This window comes from Rhodobacter sp. NSM (assembly GCF_052244495.1).
Taxonomy (GTDB): Bacteria; Pseudomonadota; Alphaproteobacteria; order Rhodobacterales; family Rhodobacteraceae; genus Cereibacter_A.
On the sequence record NZ_JBQPXH010000005.1, the window covers coordinates 302,609 to 318,383 of the forward strand.

Below are 15,775 nucleotides of genomic sequence, written 5' to 3' on the forward strand. Positions count from 1 at the left end.
GTCATTCCCTCAGCAGGACAAGGGCTTGCCGCGCCTCGGCCGAGCCGAGCTCCGCAGCGGCCTGATAGTGCCGCCGCGCCGCGGAGGCATTGGGCGCCTTGAACGGGCTGCGGCTGGCCTTGAAGCTGGCCGGATCGTACATCCGCCCGAGCGCGAGATAAGCGGCCCTTCGGGTCTCGGGTGGGCCTGCCTGGTCGTTCGCCAGCGCCATCAGGCTTGCGAAGGCCGTCTCGACATCGCCCGCGGCGAAGCGGCGTTCGATTTCATCAAGCGGATCCTCCGCGGCCAGCACCTCGCGGGCGACCTTCGCCACGCTGCTGCCGGCGGGCGCGTCGAGATAGGGCAGAGCGAACCAAAGCCCCGCCCCCGCGGCGGCCAGAACGCCCGCACCGGCCGCAAGCGCCAGACCCAGTCGGCGCGGCCCGCGGGCCGGCGCCGCCCGTTCCAGCACTGGCGCCGCCTCGGCGAACAGCTTCTGCAGATCGGCGGGGCGTTCGTCGGGCCGGGTGCGCAGCATCGCTTCGAGCAGCCGAGCCAGCGCCGGAGGCAGGCCCGCGTCGCGCGGGATCGTCACGTTCTCCCGCCGCACCTCGACCGCGGCCATGCCCATCCCCTCGCCCGGCACCTTCAGCCCGCAGACCTTCATCAGCACGAGGCCCAGCGAGTAGATGTCGGAGGCCGGCCCCACCCGCGCCCCGTGCAGCCCGAACTGCTCGGGCGAGGAGTAGGAGTACTTCCCCGCATAGCTCGACCCGATGATCGAGGCCTCGGTCCCCGAGGTGTTCGAGGCGAGCCCGAAGTCGATCAGCTTGCAATGGCCGATGTCGCCGTCGGGCAGCATGATGTTGTCGGGCGCCACGTCGCGGTGGACGATGCCGAGCGCGTGGATCGCCGCCAGCGCCCCCGCCATCCGCCGCCCCAGCCGCAGCACGTCGCCGGGCGCGAGCCGCGCCCCGCGCTCGAGGTAATGCGACAGCGGCTGGCCGTCGACGAACTCCATGATCAGGTAAAGCCGCCCCTCGCGGTCCTGGAGCGTGGTCTCGTAGCGGATCACCGCGTCGCTCTGGACCTTGCGCAAGAGCTGCGCCTCGCGGCGGAACAGTTCGACCGCCTTGGGCACCAACGCGATCTCGGGCGTCATCACCTTGATCGCCACCACGTCCTGCGTCGTCAGGTTCACCCCGCGCCAGGTCGTGCCCATGCCGCCCTGCCCCAGCCGCGCCTCGACGCGGTAGGTGTCCTGGATCACGTCGCCGGGCTGGAGTTCGCTCGCCATCGCCGTCACCCCGCCGTCACACCCGGCGCTGGTTCAGCGCGACATGCTTGGTGAAGGTGCGGATATCCATGATCTGGAAGCAGATGCCTGCGAAGACCAGCGACAGCGTCACGCCGAACAGGATGACGAGAAAGCCGTAGAGGATCACGGAGGAGTTGGACTCGTCAGGGGGTGCCTGCCGGATGATCATTGCTCCCTGATAACAGGACATTGCCACGTTGAAGCCGGTGGCGATCCAGATCAGGACCGCGAGCGATTTGTTCAGAAAATCCCGCATGAGCGATACTCCTTCAGGTTAGCGGGCCTGCGTGGCCGCGATCTGTTGCATGTCGGACCGGATGGCGGCGAGGTCGTTCATCCCGCTCTGGCCCCGCCGGTCGAGATGGGCCTGCACCGCGCCGAGGCAGGCGCCGCGTCGAGGGCCGCGGCTCTCGTGCTCGTCCCGCACAGCGGCGATCTGCGCCGCCAGCAGCTCCTGCGAGAATTCGGCCGAAAGCCCCTCGATCAGGTTGGCGTAGTCGACGCTTTCGCGACCGACCGCCTCCTCCATCTCGCGCAGCTTCGTCTCGGCCTCGGCCCGGGCCTCGGCCACTTCCTGCGCCAGCGACGCGTCGCCGCTCGCCTCGGCCTCGGCGGCCAGCCCGTCATAGCTCGGCACCAGCGCCGCGATGGCGAGCGCGTTCAGGTAGCGCTGCACGATCTGGTCGCAGGTCAGCACCGACGAGCCGAGGATCATGCGGATAGTCCGGTCGCGCTGCGCATTCGTCTCGGCGCGGGCTTCGCGGATCGTCCGGGCGATGGTGGCAAAGCGGCTGCGATCGGCGGCATCGCCGGCCTCGCGCTGAAGCCGGTCGAGCAGCGCCAGAACCTCGGCCTCCGAGGCCGCCGCATCCAGCGCAGGGTCGGCCCGCGACAGGGTCTCGAGCGCCGCCGCCACCGCCTTCGCCTGCTCGGCCGAGGTGATCGAGAGCGTGGAGAGCACGAGCCGCCCCCCGGTGAAAGCCTCGCGCGTCACATCCTTCGAATGCGCGTCGAAGGGCGGCACCTCGAACCGGGTCGCGCTGGTGATCTGGTCGAGCGGCGTGCGCGCGTCGCCGCCGCGCTTGACGTGGCCGCCGGCCTGCCCGTGCAGTCGCCCGTGGCGCACCATCGCGAAGGGGGGCAGCACATATTCCGAGACGTTGCCCAGCATGTCGTGCAGCCCGAGCGGGTTCGGCGCCAGCGTTCCGATCGCCTGCACCTTGCCCCCCGCGCTGTCGTTCCCGCCATGCCCGATATATTCGGACGCGGAGTGGCCGGGCGGGATCGGCGGCAGCGCGCCGCGGAACAGCGCCGGATCGACGGCAAGGCCGCCCCGCGCGGCGAACTCCCACTCCTCCTCGGTCGGAAGCCGCAGATAGGCCGGCGCCGCACCGGCGAGGGCGAGGCTTTCCGGCGCGTTCCGCATCAGCCAGACCGTCCAGGCCTGCGCGAAGGCGTCCAGCTCTGTCTTTGTCACCCCCGTCAGCGGCAGGAAGTCGCGTCGGCGCGGCTCCTTCTTCGGGCAGCCTTCCGTCACCGCACGGTACTGCGCCTCGGCGATCTCGTATTTCGCCATGTAGAACATGGCTTTGGCTTGCGCCTCGCCCGTCCCGGGAAACCCTCCCGAGACATAGGAGCGCCGCGTGCCGTCCAGATAGGGCTGGTCCTCGTCCTCGCGACCGAGGATGACCGGAACGTCGCCCACCGCACCGTCGGCATTGGGCGTCGCCACCGGGCGAAACGCCATCGCGCCGCCGCAGGGCATCGGCAGCACGAGGTCGCCCTCGGCCGACTGCGGGTTCCAGTATTTCTCGTCCACCGTGATCTCGGCCGCCGCGACGGGCGGCGCGGCCAGCAGGATCGCCAGCGCAAGACCCCATGTCCTAGCCATGACGCAACACCTCCTCGCTCGGGATCCGCAGCACAGCCGCCATGGCCCAGAGCGCGGCTGTCAGCGCCGTCACACAGGCAAGCGCGGCCGCGCCGCCCAGCTGGTCCGGCCTGAGCCGCGCGAGCGCCGCCCCTTCAGCCACGGAGGGAAAGCTCGTGTTGATCAGCGCCAGCGCCGGCAGAACGAGGGCGAGCGAGAGCCCGAGCCCCGCCCCGATCAGCACGAGGCTCTGGATCAGCGGAACCGTTGCGCGCTGCGTGGGCGTCAGGCCCAGCATCCGCAGCAGGCTGAAGGCCAGCCGCCGCCGCTCCACCATGCCGCGGAGATTGGCGCTCATCGCGGCCCAGAACCCAACGGCGGCCAGCGCGGCGACCGCGAGATACAGCCGATCCGCGCCCCGCCGCAGCTGCAGCAGCAGCGCCGCATTCTCCGTCCGCGGGCGCACCGCGACGCCACGCCCCTCCAGCGCCGCCGAGAGCGGGCCGAGATCCGCGAGCGTCCGCGCATAGAGGCGGAAGCTGGCAAAGGCCGCAGGCGGCGCAGCGATCTCCAGCCAGTGCTCCGGCGTGACGCTGGGATCGTCGCGGAACCGCTCGATCGCCAGCATGTCCGGCAGCGACAGGAACAGCGCCGGGCGGCCGTAGCGCTCGGGCGGAACGACGCCCGCCACCTCGATGCTCCGCCGCGCCGTCTGCTCGAGGCCGTCGATGCGCCGCCCGATCACCATCGCAAGCTCCCCGCCGGGCTCGACCCCCAGCGACTTCGCAAGCGGCGCGCTCAGCCAGACCCGGCCCGGCCCGACCTCCCCCGCAAGCAGCGGATCGCCCGCGGCCGAAACCACCAGCGGCACCTCCCGCACCACCACGCGGCGGGAGGAGGCGGCCACCACGGCATCCGCAAGCGCGTTGATGCTGCGCGTGGCGGGGACCACGAAACCGACCTCGGGCCGCGCCTCCAGCCAGCGGAAGAAGGCCTCGTCATGCGCACCGGCGCCCACCGCCAGCAGTTCGCGGTTCGCCGGGTCCTCGACCAGCCGATCGACCATCGAGTCGAGCGCGCCAGTCTTCAGCGCTAGCAGGATCAGCATGGGCGCCAGCACGCCCACCAGCGCCGCCACGAAGCAGAGCGCCGAGATCCAGTCGTGCCGCAGCTCGCGCAGCGCCAGAACGAGGGGCAGCGGCATCAGACAGCCTCCACCCGGAAGACCGAGCGCGTCAGCGCACCCGAAACCTCCACCCGATGACGAACGCGACGGCAGGCGGCGAAGGCACTTCCCGCGATCTGGTGACCCGCGAGCAGCACGGCCGAGTCCGCCTCCCCGGCAAGCAGCAGGATCAGGTCCTCCACCGCGCGGACATTTGCGGGGTCGAGCGCCGAGACCGGCTCGTCCAGCAGCAGCAGCCGCGGCCGCGCGAGCATCGCCCGCGCCACGGCCGCGCGCTGGCGCTGGCCCACCGAAAGCTGCGCCGGAAAACGGTCGAGCAGATCGGCAAGGCCGAGCGAGCCCACCACCTCCCTCGCCCAATCGGGCGCCACCCGCAGCCGCGCGATCCGTGAAGGCAGGCCGATGTTGTCGCCCATGGTCAGATAGGGCACCAGCGCATGTGTCTGAAGCACGAAGCCCATCGCCGCAGGCCCTGGCGGGCGCGGCGCCAGAGCCAGATCGTGCCCCGCCACCCGATGCCGCACCGGCCGCGCCTGAGGCGCAACCGCCCCCGCAACCAGCCCGAGCACCGTGCTCTTGCCGCTGCCGCTGGGCGCATCCAGCACCAGAACCTCGCCGGGGGCGACCGAGAGCCGCTCGATCGTCACCTCGAACCGCTCTCCCAGCCGGACCGAAAGATCGCGGATGTCGGCAACCGCGTCCGATGCCGCCACGTCGGGGGGCGCCAGATCTTTCATGACCCCGCCCTCAGCCGGATCTCGACCTCGCCGCCCAGCACCAGAACCGTGGCCTCGCCCACCTGCCGCGGCTGGTTCGGCGGCAGCGGCTTGCCATCCACCACCGTCCCGTTGGTCGAGCCGAGGTCCGTTGCCATCAGCCGCCGCCCCTCGAGCGTCAGCCGCAGATGCTCGCGGCTGATCCGCGGGCTGTCGATCGCCACCTCGGCCGCGCCGCCGCGTCCGATGATGACGCCGCGCTGCAGGCTCGCCCGTCCGATGCCGCGCCGCTGGCGCGATCCGCCCGCGCTGATGGTCAGCGTCAGCGCGACCCGGGGCGCCGTGGGCTCGCTGCCTCGGCTGCCGGCCGCGACCGCCATGGCGCCCAGGATCAGCGCCAGCGAGGCGCCCGTTCCGCCGAGGATCATCCAGAGCGGCACCCCGCCCTCCGCCTCCGCCGTGGCGGCGGGTGGCGCCGCGGCCGGCGTCCCGCCGCACCCGCCTCTCGCCGTCTGCACCGGAAGCCCGGCCTCGGCCAGGAACTCCGCAATGGTGCTGGCCGAAGAGGCGAGATAGATCCCCGCCACATCCGTAGCGCCCATCGTGTTCACCCCGATCACCCGCCCGCACTGGTCGAGCAGCGGACCGCCCGAATTGCCGGGGCTGATGGGTGCGGTGTGCTGGACGAGTTCCAGTTCCGCCTGCTGGCGCCCCGGCCACGACCCCATCAGCACGCGGCTGACGCTGCCGCCGGTCAACGTGGTCTCGAAGGCGGCGATGTTCATGTCGCGGCCCATGGTGGCGTCGGCCGCGCCCGGATAGCCGATGGCCACCACGGCTTCGCCCTTCTCCAGCCGTCGCGTGTCGATGGCCAAGGGCGGCGGCGGCGGCGTGCCGATCTCTTCGGGCGTGAGGCGCAGCGCCGCCAGGTCCTTCTCCGGAGACACGGCAAGGACCGTCCCGCTGTAGATCGAGATCGCCTCGCCCTTCTTGAAGAAGACGGCGATTCCGCCGCCGTCCTCGACGACGTGGAAGTTGGTCAGGTAGAGCAGCCCGCCGCCGGCGCTCTGGCCGAAGACCATGCCGGCGCCGGTCATCATTCCCCGGGGATGGTCGACGAAGATCCGGCCCACCGAGGCGTCGGTCAGCCGCGCGACGGCGGTGAAATCCTGTGCCGCGGCGGCCGCGGCCCAGAGCAGTCCGACAAGCGCGCCCAGAAGTCTCATCATCGGTAGGCCACCCAGTCGGGCTGGCGCGAGACGACGCCATAGGCCACCGCCGCCCCCGCGATCAGCAGCATCAGGAGCACCATGGCGATGGACTGGCGGTTCACGGGGCGTCGCTGGGTCCGCGGAACCGCCGAGGACGGCGAGGGCGTGGCCCCCGTGACGGTACGGCGCGGCAGCGGCGGGGCAGAACCCATCTCGACGCCGGCCATGTAGGCGAACTGCCGCACCGTCCGCGGCCGCGCCTCGGGCCAGAGCGCGCAGCCGGCATCGACGGCCGAGGCGAAGGCGGGCGAGTAGCTGCCGCGCAGCCGCCGCTGCGCCAGAAGCGCCGTCAGCGGCACGTAAGGGTCGGGGCCGCCCGCGGCGACCGCCGCCGCCCGGTCGGGCGCGTTGGGGGGCAGCTGCCGCGTCGCCATTTCGTAGAGCATGACGGACAGCGAATAGATGTCGCTCCACGGCCCCTCCTCCAGCGGCTGCGACGAACGCACCTGCGCGCGGGGGAACAGCTCGACCGGGGCATAGCTGCGGGTGAACATCGCCAGCGAGCCGCGCTGCCCCGAGGGACGCGCGGCGCCGAAATCGATCAGGATCGGCTGCTGGTCGCGGCGCGAGATCATGATGTTGGCGGGCTTCACGTCGCGGTGGACAAGGTTCGTGGAATGCACCGTCTCGAGCGCAAGGCAGATCGGGGCGAGGAAGCTGCGCAGCAGATCCTCGGCGATGAAGCCGGTGCGCTGGATCGTGGCCTGCACGAGACGGCTGAGCGGCTCGCCCTCGATGAAGTCCATTGCGCAATAGGCGGTGCCGAACTTCTCGAAGGCGCCGCGCACCCGCACCAGCCCGGCCTGCTGCGGCAGCGCCTTCAGGATGTTCGCCTCGGTGATGAAGGCCCGCAGCCCCTCCTGGTACATCCGCTCGGCCTTGGGCAGCGGACGGACGAAGCCCTGCGCGTCGCGGTGGGCCATGTCGCAGGGGAAGTACTCCTTCAGCGCCACGATGGCGCCGGTCTCGAGCACGCTCGCCCGGTAGGTGATCCCGAACCCGCCCCGGCCGATCTGGTCCACGATCACATGACCGGCGATGCGCGTGCCGTTGGGAAGGCGCGGCTCGGTCATAATGTCTCGTCCGCTCTGGCCGGCGCGTCGTCCTTGACCGGGCGCCCCTCGCGGGCGGCGGGTCGCCGTGCCGGCGCCGGGCTCGCCTCGGGTGCGGAGGGCTGTCCGGGCTGCGCCTCGGGCTTTGCGGCGGAACCCTCTGGCGGCGGAGGCTCGGCGACCTCGGGCTTCGCGGCGGGCGCCTCCTCGACGGGGGCCGGAATGGCGCGCATCTCGGCAGCGCCCGGCGACGGCTCGGGCTTCGGAGCGGCTGGTGGGTCGGAGAAGCCGCCCATCCCGGCATAGACCGCCAGTCCCGCCAGCGCGAGCACAGCCCCCGCCCCTGCCGTTGCCGCCAGCCTGCGCGGAAGCGTCCGCGCCGAGGCCGCGCCCTGCCCCGCATGGCGGTAGAGGATCACCGAGGTGTTGTCCTGCGACGGGTTCGCCTTGCGCTCGACCGCAGCCAGCAATGCCTCGGTCACGGCGCGCGGCCCGGCCCGCAACCGCTCGCCCACGATCTCGACCACTTCCGCCTCCGACAGCGCGTCCAGCCCGTCGGAGGCGATCAGCACCACGTCGCCCGGCTCCAGCGTAACCGAGTTCAGGTCCACCAGCGTCAGCGGCCCCCCCGTCAGCGCCGAGCGCAGCACGTTGCGGCGCGGATGGCTCGCCGCCTCGGCCCGCGTCATCCGCCCCGCCTCGACCAGCGTCATCAGCTCGCCGAAGATCGAGTGGTCCGCATTGATCCGCCGGATCGTCCCCCGCCGGAGCAGGTAGATCGCGCTGTCACCGACGCTGACCCAGACCAGCCGGTCGGGCAGCTTGATCGCCGCGATCAACGTGCAGCCCATGCCCCTCAGGCTCGCGTCGCGCGCCAGCGCGCCGCGGATCGCCTCGTTGGCGGCCTCCAGCGCCTCCTGCAGCCGGTCGGCGGGGCGCGGGGCGCGCGCGACCTGCGTGAAGTGATGGGCGAAGGCGCGCAGCGCGAGGCCGCTCGCCACCTCGCCCCCCGCATGCCCGCCCATCCCGTCCGCCAGCAGCATCAGGACGTCCGACCGCGGGTCCGTCTCGCTCTGGAGGATGATGTCGAACGCATCCTCCTGCGTTTCCCTGCGCCCGAGGATCTGCTGGCCGTGGACCTGTGCCATCGTCGTCTCAGGCCTCGGGCGGGGCGATGTCGCCCCAGTCGAAATCCTCGTTGCAGAATGCGACGAAGCGGACGGTGGTCTTCTTGCTCAGCTCCAGCGTCGAATGGGTGGGTAGCGGCAGCGTCGCGGTCACCACCTGCCCGTTCAGCCGAGTGATGTTCTTGCCGCTGCCCGGAACGACCAGGAACGACCGGCTCACGTCGTCATAGACAATCCGCAGGTGATCCTCGCCCGAGATGGTCATGTCGCCGTAGGGCAGACTGACACGGCAGCTGCTCTCGCGGCCGACGATGTTCATCCCCGCGCCGATGTTGACCGAGCGTCCGAGCCCCGGCCCCTTCGTCACCACGAGCCAGCCCACCACGGGATCGAGTTCCTCCTCGAATGGGATGGCCTCGACGATCTCGATCCGCGTGCGCTCGTCCGCCACCTGCACCATGCGCGTGGCATCCAGCGCGGTCGGCGCCGCGCCGAACCCGGGCGCAGGCCCCAGAAGGCTGGTATCGTCGGGGCCGAGGTCGGTGAAGTCGCGCTGGCGCGCCGGTCGGTCGTCGGATTCGAAGATCCACTTGGTCTTGTCGCTCGGCATGTCAGTCTCTCCTGTATCTGCTCACGGCGCGACGAGCCGAAGGCGGATCTGGCCGAACCCGATCTGGTCGCCGTCCTTCACGCGCGTCCCCTCCTTGATGCGGCGGCCGTTGACGAAGGTGCCGTTCAGGCTGCCCATGTCGCTCAGCATCAGGCCGCCGCCGGACAGCTTCAGCTCGGCATGAAGGCGCGACACGCTGTCGTCGGGAATGGGGACGGCATTGGTTCCGGCTCGCCCGATGGTGGCCGCAGGTGAAGGCACCACCAGCCGCTCGCGCGTGTCCTCGCGCACCAGCGTCGCCATGGCGCGCACCGGGGCGGCGGGGGCCGCCATCATCGGCCGACCGGGCGCGCCGAGGTCCAGATCGTCGTCCTCGCCCAGCGGAAGCTCGTCCTCGCCGCCATCACCGCCGCGACGGACGAAGATGACCAGCGCGACAAGGCCGATGAGCAGCAACAGCGCGCCGGCCCCGCCGCCCAACACCAACATCGTCGGATAACCTAAGATCAGCCCCGGCTCGGCCTTCGGTTCCTCCGCCGGCCCGACCTCGGCCTTGTGCGGCTCGAAGCGGACACGGTGGGTGATCGTCTCCGTCCCGCCCGGCGCGCCGACCTTCGGCGCCTCCGTCTCGACCACCACATCGGCGGCCTCGGGCTTGCCCTCGGGGACGATCAGGCCCGACTGCTGCAGCGCCGACACGTAACGCCCGGCGAATTCGTCCACCGCTGCCAGCGCCTGCGTCCGGTTGCGCAGCATGACGGTCGTCGTCAGGCCGAAGCCCGGCGTGGTGATGCGGGTATCCAGGTAGTCCTTCGCGCGCCCGATCTCGGCGCTGCCGGTGCCGCGCCAGAAGAAGCCGAGCGACGACACGGCGATCCGTTCCTCCACCGCGCGGGCGTGGACCGTGTCGTCGAAGAGCCCCTCCTCCTCGCCGTCGGTCACGACGACGATGTTGCGGTAGAGAACATCGTCGCGCTCGGACAGGATCTTGATCGCGTCGAGCAGGTTCAGCGCGATATGCGTGTTGACCCCGCCGGCGACGAACCCATCGAGCCCGGCAATCGCGCGCTGGCGCAGGTCGGTGAAGGGCACGAGCGGCTGGAGAGTGCCGCCTTCGTCGAAGGTGTAGATCGCCACCAGCTCCTGCGGCGGCAGCGCGCCGATCAACCGCTCGACCAGCTCCTTCTCGAACCGGATGAAAGGCTTGCGCGCCCCGCCCGGACCCGGGGTACGGTCGATCAGCAGCATTGTCGCCGAGGGGAGGACCGCGGCCGGGAACCGGCTGTCCGCGGGCCGGATGAACGAGAAGCCAGAGCCCGAGCCGCGCATGTCGCCGCGCGAATGCAGCGGCGGGATGCGCAGGGTGCAGCTGTCCTGCGGCGCGGGGGCCGCTGGCTTGCAGTCCACCACCGCAAGCCCCGTCGCGGGCGAGCGGGTCTCCGCCACGCCGTCCGCGCCAGCGCCGGTTGCGGCGAACGCGAGGCCCAGCCCGAGGACGACACCCCGCCCCAGGCCGCCAATTGCCTGCATCATGCTGCTGCTCCGCTCAGTTGGCCAAGGCTCGGATCGAGGCGCGGATCCGCGCGACCTCGCCCTGCAGCACCGCCGGATCGCTGCCGGCCGAGGCTTCGCGCTCCACCGCAGCCAGCTGGCGCTCGTACCCGTTCAGCTGGCCGAGCCGGATGCTGTCGCTGCCCAGCTGGCCGCGGACCGAGGCGGCCTCGGACCGGGCCGAGGCGATCTGCTGGTTCAGCCCCGCGATTGTCCGGCGATTGACGTTCGACTGCCGCTGCATCGAGTCGATATCGCCCTGCATCCGCTGGTTCGAACGGACGATGGCCGCCGCCTCGGCGTCCTTCTGCGCGATCTGCCGATCGTATTCGCCGGAATTCAGGTTGGCGATATTGTCAAAAAGATGCGCCGTCGCGGGATCGGTCGATCCCGAACATCCGGCAAGCGCCGTGCCGATCAGAAGTGCGACGACGGGCAAGGAATTGGAACGCATGCAGGCTTATCCTCTGCGGGCAAGGAATAGGCCGGCACTCCGCGCCGGCCCCGCTTTCTTCATTTCGTCGGAATGAGCGAGACGGTGCTGCGCAGGCTTGCCAGCCGCTTCTCGGTGCTCGATGCGGCCGAGCGCAGCGTCGACAGCGACTGCCCGCCCTGTTTCTCCAGCGAGACGAGTTCAATGCGCTCCTTGTTTACGTTCGTCTCCGCCGTCTGCAGTCCCTTCACGACCGCCGTCCGGTTGGAGTTGATCGCCCGCACCCGCCTGTCATAGGCGCTTTGCGTGATCTGGTTGGCGCCGACCTGCCGCCGCAGCGAGGCAATCTCGGCATTCTGCGAGCGCAGGACATCGCGCAGGTTCGTCTGCACCGAGCCGAGCGAGGCGTTGATGCCCTTCAGCTTCGCCAGCACCTCGTCGCGCTTCACCAGGTCGCGGTTCTTCTGCGCCGCCTGCTGGCCAACGGCATTCCCGCCGACGCCGCCGACGATCGCACCAGCCGCCGCGCCCTTCACGCAATCGTCGCCGTTACCGCCAAAGAGCAGCGCCACACCGCATCCCACCACCGCACCGGCCATGGCACCCTCGACCGTGTTGCGGACCACGATGTCGCGAGATTGCTGGTTGAGCGACTTCACCTGCTTCTCGAGCGCGACTTCCTTCGGGGTCTTGCTGCTGACCGAAAACGCGGATGGCGCGGATTTGGTGGAGTGGCCGACCGATTCCGTCGTGCATCCGCTGGCAAGTGCAATCATGCCGACAAATGCGGCTGTGAGGAGCTTACTGGTCAAAGGCATCACCGTTCAAAAACATGTGAGGGCATTACCGACGAACCGAAACTGATTCGCAAGTCCGGGATGGCTTCGATTTTATCCTTGCAGCAATTCGGCCCGCCCCCTGCTTCAACAGGTCGCGGCCTTTATGCTGCAATACTTCATCTTGATAATTAACCAAACTTCCGCATTGCTAAAATCACCGGCGCGCAATGAACGGGTGTCCCGGCGATAGCCGGTTTACAGGCACCATGACCCTTTCCTATTCTTGGCGGCGCAATCGTTAGAGGTGCCGCCTTGCGCAGCCGTACCATTCCGCCCAAACCCCGCCGCGCGCGCGCCCTGCCGTGGATCGCCCTCGCAGCCCTGCTGCCAGTCGCGGCCCCGGCGCTGGCTGAAAGCGCCATCCCCCTCTCAAACGTCATCGCGATCCCTGAAGACCTGTCCCTTCCCCCGGCGCCCTGCCACAGCTACGCAGGAACGATGACGCTCAGCGGCACCATCGTCCGGCGGACATGGCACACGCCCGACCCTATGAGCGACGGCTACCGCAACGTCAGCGGCGAGGTGCTCAAGCTGCCATCGCCGATCTGCATCTACGCCGATCCCGATCCCGACGAACCGCAACCGGCCATCGTCGGCGTGACCGAGATCACCGTCACCCGGCTCGAGGGCGTGGCGGGCGATCGGGTGACCGTCACGGGCTCTCCCTACCATGCCCACACCGCCCACCACATGACCCGCCTGCTGCTGGACGGCGGGGTGACGGACCGGCCGCCCGCCGCCCCCCGGCAGGAACCCTTGGTCACCGTCACGCCCGTTCCCTATCAGCTGCCCTTCCGGGACGCCCAGAGTGCGCGGCTCTTCCCGCAACTCGTCCTGTCCGACCCGCCGGTCTGCCGGACGACCGAGGCCGACGGCACCACCTGTTTCGCCGGCGACAGCGAGAACGTGATCGCGCTGCGCACGGCGCCCAGCCGCGATGCGATCGCCCTCGGCTGCCGGCTCACGCTCAACTCCGCCAGCCTCGAGGCGGGCATCCGAAGCTGCGCCAACGCAGCAGCGGCAGCCGGCGTCGCACCGGGCCTCGTGCTGAGCTGCGCGCGGGAAGGCGGCCTTTCGCGACCGGCGGGACAGGCGCGGATCGACTGCCGCTGGAGCGCCGACGCGCGGACGGCTGTGCTCGACCTGGTGATCAGGAAATGAGGCGCCCTGGCATGAGATCGCTGGCCGCTTGTCTGATGACGCTTCTCCTTGTGACCGCGGAGGCGCAGGCGGAGGACCGGCCCTTCGACCCCGCCCGCCTCTCGCGCGCCGAGATCCGCTTTCTCCAGGCCGCGCTGTCCTTCGCGGACGTCTATGACGGCATGCTCGACGGAGAGTGGGGCGGCATGAGCCGGCGCGCGCTTGAACAGGCGCTCGGCTGCGCCCCGCCCTGCCGCCTCACCGCCGCCGAGGTCGAGAGCTTCCTGTCCGACGCGGGCCAACGGCTCGCGGCCTCGGGCTGGCAGGTCGACTATCTTCCGGCGCTGGACGGCTCGCTGCTCGTGCCTGGCGACTCCGCCACCGGCCGCGCGATCGGGCCGGACTTCACGCAGACCCACGCCGGCCCCGAGGTGGCGATCTATGCCGCGCGCGGGCCGGTGGAAGCGGCCGAGGCGGTCGGAGACAACATCCGGCGCAACGCCCAGCCGAACAGGAACAGCTACTTCCCCGCGCCGAAGTCCCGCCTGCGGGTCTGGTCAGCCTACGCCCCCTTCCACGCCATCTTCGGGGACGGGGATTTTCGGCTGGGCGTGTTCTACCTGCGCTCGGATCTCCGCGACGGAGCGTGGTCGAGCGTGCTGGTCGCCGCACCGGCCGACCGGATCAACGTGCTCAGGACGGTGGCCAACAGCATCTCGGCCGGCAGGGGAGAGCCGCTTCTCTACCCCGTGCCGCCAGCCGTCGCGAGCGTGCGGCCCCCCCTGTTCCATGAGACAGCGGGCGCCGATGATCCCCGCCTGATTGATGCCGAGCGGGGCAATACCGACGACTACACCAGTGTCGTGCCCTCCGACGTGCCGGATCCCGAGCCCGCTTCGGCCGGCGCGCCCCTGCTCGCCGAGTTCGAGCGCATCCTCACGCCCCTCTCCCTGCCCGGCCCTTGAAGGCCCGGGCCCCATCATGCCGTCCGTCCGTGCTCCGCTCCAGCGCCGGAAGCGACGCGAGCGGATCGGCCGGGCGGAAAATGCCCGGCACCAGCGCGCCACGCCTGCACGAGCGCCGCCGCATGGCAGGCCCAGGGTGGTAGCGCTAGCAGTCCGCCAGACGACCCGAGCGCCCCAGCGCGACCACCAGAGCCGGGTCGGTGCGGCGCGCGATCCTGAGCGGTAACGCCCCGCGCGAACAACGCACCCGGTTCGGGTCCAGAGGCCCAGAAGGAGTTTGTTGGGCCGTGGAGAGGTTTCCGTCGGCATCGTCGCGAGACGGATCGTGATGCGCGTCAATCTCTATGCCGGGAAACAACCACCGCCTCCCATTCAGATCGAGCCATCCTCGCCAACAGCCGTCATTCGTGCCACCAGCCCGCCTTCGGCCCCGTGCGGGCTCGCCGCGGCATCAACAGCCGGACTGATCGATGAGAAATGTCGTCTGCAGAACTCAGCGGCCTTGTTGGCAGCTCCACCCTGGGTAGATTGTGGGAGCCGTCTTCACGAGCCATCTTGTCCGACCATCTTGCTCTAACCTTGCCATTGCGGCCTCAAGAGACCGCGTACTCCTTCGTGTCGCGCCTTGCAGCACGGAACAGCATCTGCACCCGCGAGTCCGCGAGCGACATGGGCGTCGTGTTCGGAACCGTCGTCGATACGAAATGTGCGGCGCTCGAACGGCTTGCGCATCTGTCGGGTGCTGCATGGGCCAATCTGATGGCGTGGAGCCTCGTCCGTCCGGTCTGAACAACAGCGAAGTGGTTGATCTTGCGCCTGAAACCGGCGGCTTTTGTCGCCATGGGCTGCAGGATGTCACAGGATTCGGCCAGAACCCTGCGATTATGGCCCGCCGCATGAAGCACCGTCCGCGCCCGCCCGAGCAGAATGACCTCTTCCGGCCGCGCCTCGTCGACATGATCGACCTGCGCCACAAACTGGCGGCGCTGATCGACTGGGAGTTCTTCGCGCGAATGGGCTGGCTTCTTCCCGTCCACGATCGGTCAACCGGCTACGTCGCCGCGGCTCGTGGCGGGACTGCTTTACCTCCAGCATGCGTTCCGGCTTTCCGATGAGGCGGTGGTCGCGCGCTGGGTGGAGAACCCGTGCTTTCAGCACTTCACCGGCGAGACCTTCTTTCAGCATCGCCCGCCGATCGCCCCACATCGAGAGGGCCTCAGAAGGGCCGCTCCGTCCTGTTCCGTGGTGCCGATGGAGAGGTTGGCCTCGTGCTGCTCAGGACCTTGATCACCCGCGTCCGGAAATTGCGGTACTCCTCGATGATGAAGAACCGCTTGTAAAGTCCGGCGATGACCTCGGCCGATTTCTTGATGCGGCGCCCGCGTTCGATGTCGTCTTCCGTCATCATCCGTCATCGCTCCAGTCCTGAACGGCCCTGCGCCGCGATTTCGTCTTCTTGCCGCGGAAACGATCGGTGCCGGTCGACGCGTCCAGTTGGTCCTCGGCCTTGGCGTTCATCGAGGAACTCTTCCACCAGCTGCGCGGTCTCGTAGCCGACGGTCAGGGGATCCTCGTGCTCGTCGCGCCCAACGAACGGCTTTTCGTTGCGCCCCTTGCCGTTATCCAGCTCGTAAGCGCCCCGGCGGATCTCCTTCACGGGGCTCTGTTGCACAAAATCGTGCTGGATTCATCTCGTGAATCCAGCGTGGCAGCCAGGC

Annotated in this window: 17 protein-coding genes and 1 pseudogene; 4 read left to right on the plus strand and 14 right to left on the minus strand. The window is 69.9% G+C overall.

All coding sequences use genetic code 11. From position 1 onward, the window contains the following. Position 1 precedes the first annotated feature (1 nt). The 12 genes from ACTVZP_RS13020 to ACTVZP_RS13075 are packed head-to-tail and all read right to left on the minus strand — an operon-like array spanning position 2 to position 11,925. On the minus strand, positions 2–1,276 hold the full coding sequence (locus ACTVZP_RS13020) for a serine/threonine-protein kinase (protein ID WP_443212572.1): 1,275 nt from the start codon (positions 1,274–1,276) through the stop codon (positions 2–4). A 16-nt stretch (positions 1,277–1,292) separates the two neighbouring features. Beyond that, positions 1,293–1,553 carry a hypothetical protein gene (locus tag ACTVZP_RS13025; RefSeq protein ID WP_443212573.1) on the minus strand — a complete coding sequence of 87 codons (261 nt, stop codon included), beginning with the start codon at positions 1,551–1,553 and terminating at the stop codon, positions 1,293–1,295. A gap of 18 nt (positions 1,554–1,571) precedes the next feature. After that, positions 1,572–3,188: a formylglycine-generating enzyme family protein gene (locus ACTVZP_RS13030; RefSeq protein ID WP_443212574.1), complete on the minus strand. Its 1,617-nt coding sequence runs from the start codon at positions 3,186–3,188 to the stop codon at positions 1,572–1,574. Next, positions 3,181–4,371: an ABC transporter gene (locus ACTVZP_RS13035; protein WP_443212576.1), complete on the minus strand. Its 1,191-nt coding sequence runs from the start codon at positions 4,369–4,371 to the stop codon at positions 3,181–3,183. Before ACTVZP_RS13035 ends, ACTVZP_RS13030 begins: the two co-directional genes overlap by 8 nt. Beyond that, complete coding sequence (locus tag ACTVZP_RS13040; protein ID WP_443212578.1) at positions 4,371–5,090, minus strand: ATP-binding cassette domain-containing protein; 720 nt, start codon at positions 5,088–5,090, stop codon at positions 4,371–4,373. Before ACTVZP_RS13040 ends, ACTVZP_RS13035 begins: the two co-directional genes overlap by 1 nt. Next, positions 5,087–6,298 carry a trypsin-like peptidase domain-containing protein gene (locus tag ACTVZP_RS13045; RefSeq protein WP_443212579.1) on the minus strand — a complete coding sequence of 404 codons (1,212 nt, stop codon included), beginning with the start codon at positions 6,296–6,298 and terminating at the stop codon, positions 5,087–5,089. The genes ACTVZP_RS13040 and ACTVZP_RS13045 overlap by 4 nt, the downstream gene beginning before the upstream one ends. Next, entirely contained in the window at positions 6,295–7,413 is a 1,119-nt protein-coding gene (locus ACTVZP_RS13050) for a serine/threonine protein kinase (RefSeq protein ID WP_443212580.1), read from the minus strand. The genes ACTVZP_RS13045 and ACTVZP_RS13050 overlap by 4 nt, the downstream gene beginning before the upstream one ends. Next, positions 7,410–8,540 carry a PP2C family protein-serine/threonine phosphatase gene (locus ACTVZP_RS13055; RefSeq protein WP_443212581.1) on the minus strand — a complete coding sequence of 377 codons (1,131 nt, stop codon included), beginning with the start codon at positions 8,538–8,540 and terminating at the stop codon, positions 7,410–7,412. Before ACTVZP_RS13055 ends, ACTVZP_RS13050 begins: the two co-directional genes overlap by 4 nt. A gap of 7 nt (positions 8,541–8,547) precedes the next feature. Then, on the minus strand, positions 8,548–9,129 hold the full coding sequence (locus tag ACTVZP_RS13060) for an FHA domain-containing protein (RefSeq protein WP_443212582.1): 582 nt from the start codon (positions 9,127–9,129) through the stop codon (positions 8,548–8,550). A gap of 21 nt (positions 9,130–9,150) precedes the next feature. Beyond that, positions 9,151–10,662: an FHA domain-containing protein gene (locus ACTVZP_RS13065; protein WP_443212583.1), complete on the minus strand. Its 1,512-nt coding sequence runs from the start codon at positions 10,660–10,662 to the stop codon at positions 9,151–9,153. A gap of 13 nt (positions 10,663–10,675) precedes the next feature. After that, entirely contained in the window at positions 10,676–11,134 is a 459-nt protein-coding gene (locus ACTVZP_RS13070) for a hypothetical protein (RefSeq protein WP_443212584.1), read from the minus strand. A gap of 59 nt (positions 11,135–11,193) precedes the next feature. Next, positions 11,194–11,925 (minus strand): hypothetical protein, encoded by a 732-nt coding sequence (locus ACTVZP_RS13075; protein WP_443212585.1) that lies wholly within the window; start codon positions 11,923–11,925, stop codon positions 11,194–11,196. A 279-nt stretch (positions 11,926–12,204) separates the two neighbouring features. Here ACTVZP_RS13075 and ACTVZP_RS13080 point away from each other — a divergent pair, with 279 nt between their 5' ends. The 4 genes and pseudogenes from ACTVZP_RS13080 to ACTVZP_RS13095 form a co-directional block, all read left to right on the plus strand. Next, a complete protein-coding gene (locus ACTVZP_RS13080) occupies positions 12,205–13,113 on the plus strand; it encodes a DUF4431 domain-containing protein (RefSeq protein WP_443212586.1) in 909 nt (302 codons plus the stop codon). A gap of 35 nt (positions 13,114–13,148) precedes the next feature. Continuing rightward, complete coding sequence (locus ACTVZP_RS13085; RefSeq protein WP_443212587.1) at positions 13,149–14,057, plus strand: hypothetical protein; 909 nt, start codon at positions 13,149–13,151, stop codon at positions 14,055–14,057. A gap of 555 nt (positions 14,058–14,612) precedes the next feature. Next, positions 14,613–14,846, plus strand: coding sequence for a TniQ family protein (locus ACTVZP_RS13090; RefSeq protein ID WP_443212588.1), 234 nt, complete (start codon positions 14,613–14,615; stop codon positions 14,844–14,846). 107 nt (positions 14,847–14,953) lie between these two features. Beyond that, positions 14,954–15,260 (plus strand): annotated as a pseudogene (locus ACTVZP_RS13095) (transposase); the annotation flags it as partial. A 13-nt stretch (positions 15,261–15,273) separates the two neighbouring features. On the opposite strand, the gene ACTVZP_RS13100 reads toward ACTVZP_RS13095, so the two are convergent. Together ACTVZP_RS13100 and ACTVZP_RS13105 are read right to left on the minus strand one after the other, a co-directional pair. After that, positions 15,274–15,462 (minus strand): hypothetical protein, encoded by a 189-nt coding sequence (locus ACTVZP_RS13100; RefSeq protein WP_443212607.1) that lies wholly within the window; start codon positions 15,460–15,462, stop codon positions 15,274–15,276. Positions 15,463–15,468: 6 nt separating this feature from the next. Beyond that, entirely contained in the window at positions 15,469–15,714 is a 246-nt protein-coding gene (locus ACTVZP_RS13105; RefSeq protein ID WP_443212589.1) for a hypothetical protein, read from the minus strand. Between the last annotated feature and the right edge of the window lie 61 nt (positions 15,715–15,775).

Excerpts from the sequence above, each read along its gene's own strand:
- ACTVZP_RS13020 (WP_443212572.1), bottom strand. The coding sequence starts at position 1,276 with ATGGCGAGCGAACTCCAGCCCGGCGACGTGATCCAGGACACCTACCGC.
- ACTVZP_RS13025 (WP_443212573.1), bottom strand. The coding sequence starts at position 1,553 with ATGCGGGATTTTCTGAACAAATCGCTCGCGGTCCTGATCTGGATCGCC.
- ACTVZP_RS13030 (WP_443212574.1), bottom strand. The coding sequence starts at position 3,188 with ATGGCTAGGACATGGGGTCTTGCGCTGGCGATCCTGCTGGCCGCGCCG.
- ACTVZP_RS13035 (WP_443212576.1), bottom strand. The coding sequence starts at position 4,371 with ATGCCGCTGCCCCTCGTTCTGGCGCTGCGCGAGCTGCGGCACGACTGG.
- ACTVZP_RS13040 (WP_443212578.1), bottom strand. The coding sequence starts at position 5,090 with ATGAAAGATCTGGCGCCCCCCGACGTGGCGGCATCGGACGCGGTTGCC.
- ACTVZP_RS13045 (WP_443212579.1), bottom strand. The coding sequence starts at position 6,298 with ATGATGAGACTTCTGGGCGCGCTTGTCGGACTGCTCTGGGCCGCGGCC.
- ACTVZP_RS13050 (WP_443212580.1), bottom strand. The coding sequence starts at position 7,413 with ATGACCGAGCCGCGCCTTCCCAACGGCACGCGCATCGCCGGTCATGTG.
- ACTVZP_RS13055 (WP_443212581.1), bottom strand. The coding sequence starts at position 8,540 with ATGGCACAGGTCCACGGCCAGCAGATCCTCGGGCGCAGGGAAACGCAG.
- ACTVZP_RS13060 (WP_443212582.1), bottom strand. The coding sequence starts at position 9,129 with ATGCCGAGCGACAAGACCAAGTGGATCTTCGAATCCGACGACCGACCG.
- ACTVZP_RS13065 (WP_443212583.1), bottom strand. The coding sequence starts at position 10,662 with ATGATGCAGGCAATTGGCGGCCTGGGGCGGGGTGTCGTCCTCGGGCTG.
- ACTVZP_RS13070 (WP_443212584.1), bottom strand. The coding sequence starts at position 11,134 with ATGCGTTCCAATTCCTTGCCCGTCGTCGCACTTCTGATCGGCACGGCG.
- ACTVZP_RS13085 (WP_443212587.1), top strand. The coding sequence starts at position 13,149 with ATGACGCTTCTCCTTGTGACCGCGGAGGCGCAGGCGGAGGACCGGCCC.
- ACTVZP_RS13100 (WP_443212607.1), bottom strand. The coding sequence starts at position 15,462 with ATGACGGAAGACGACATCGAACGCGGGCGCCGCATCAAGAAATCGGCC.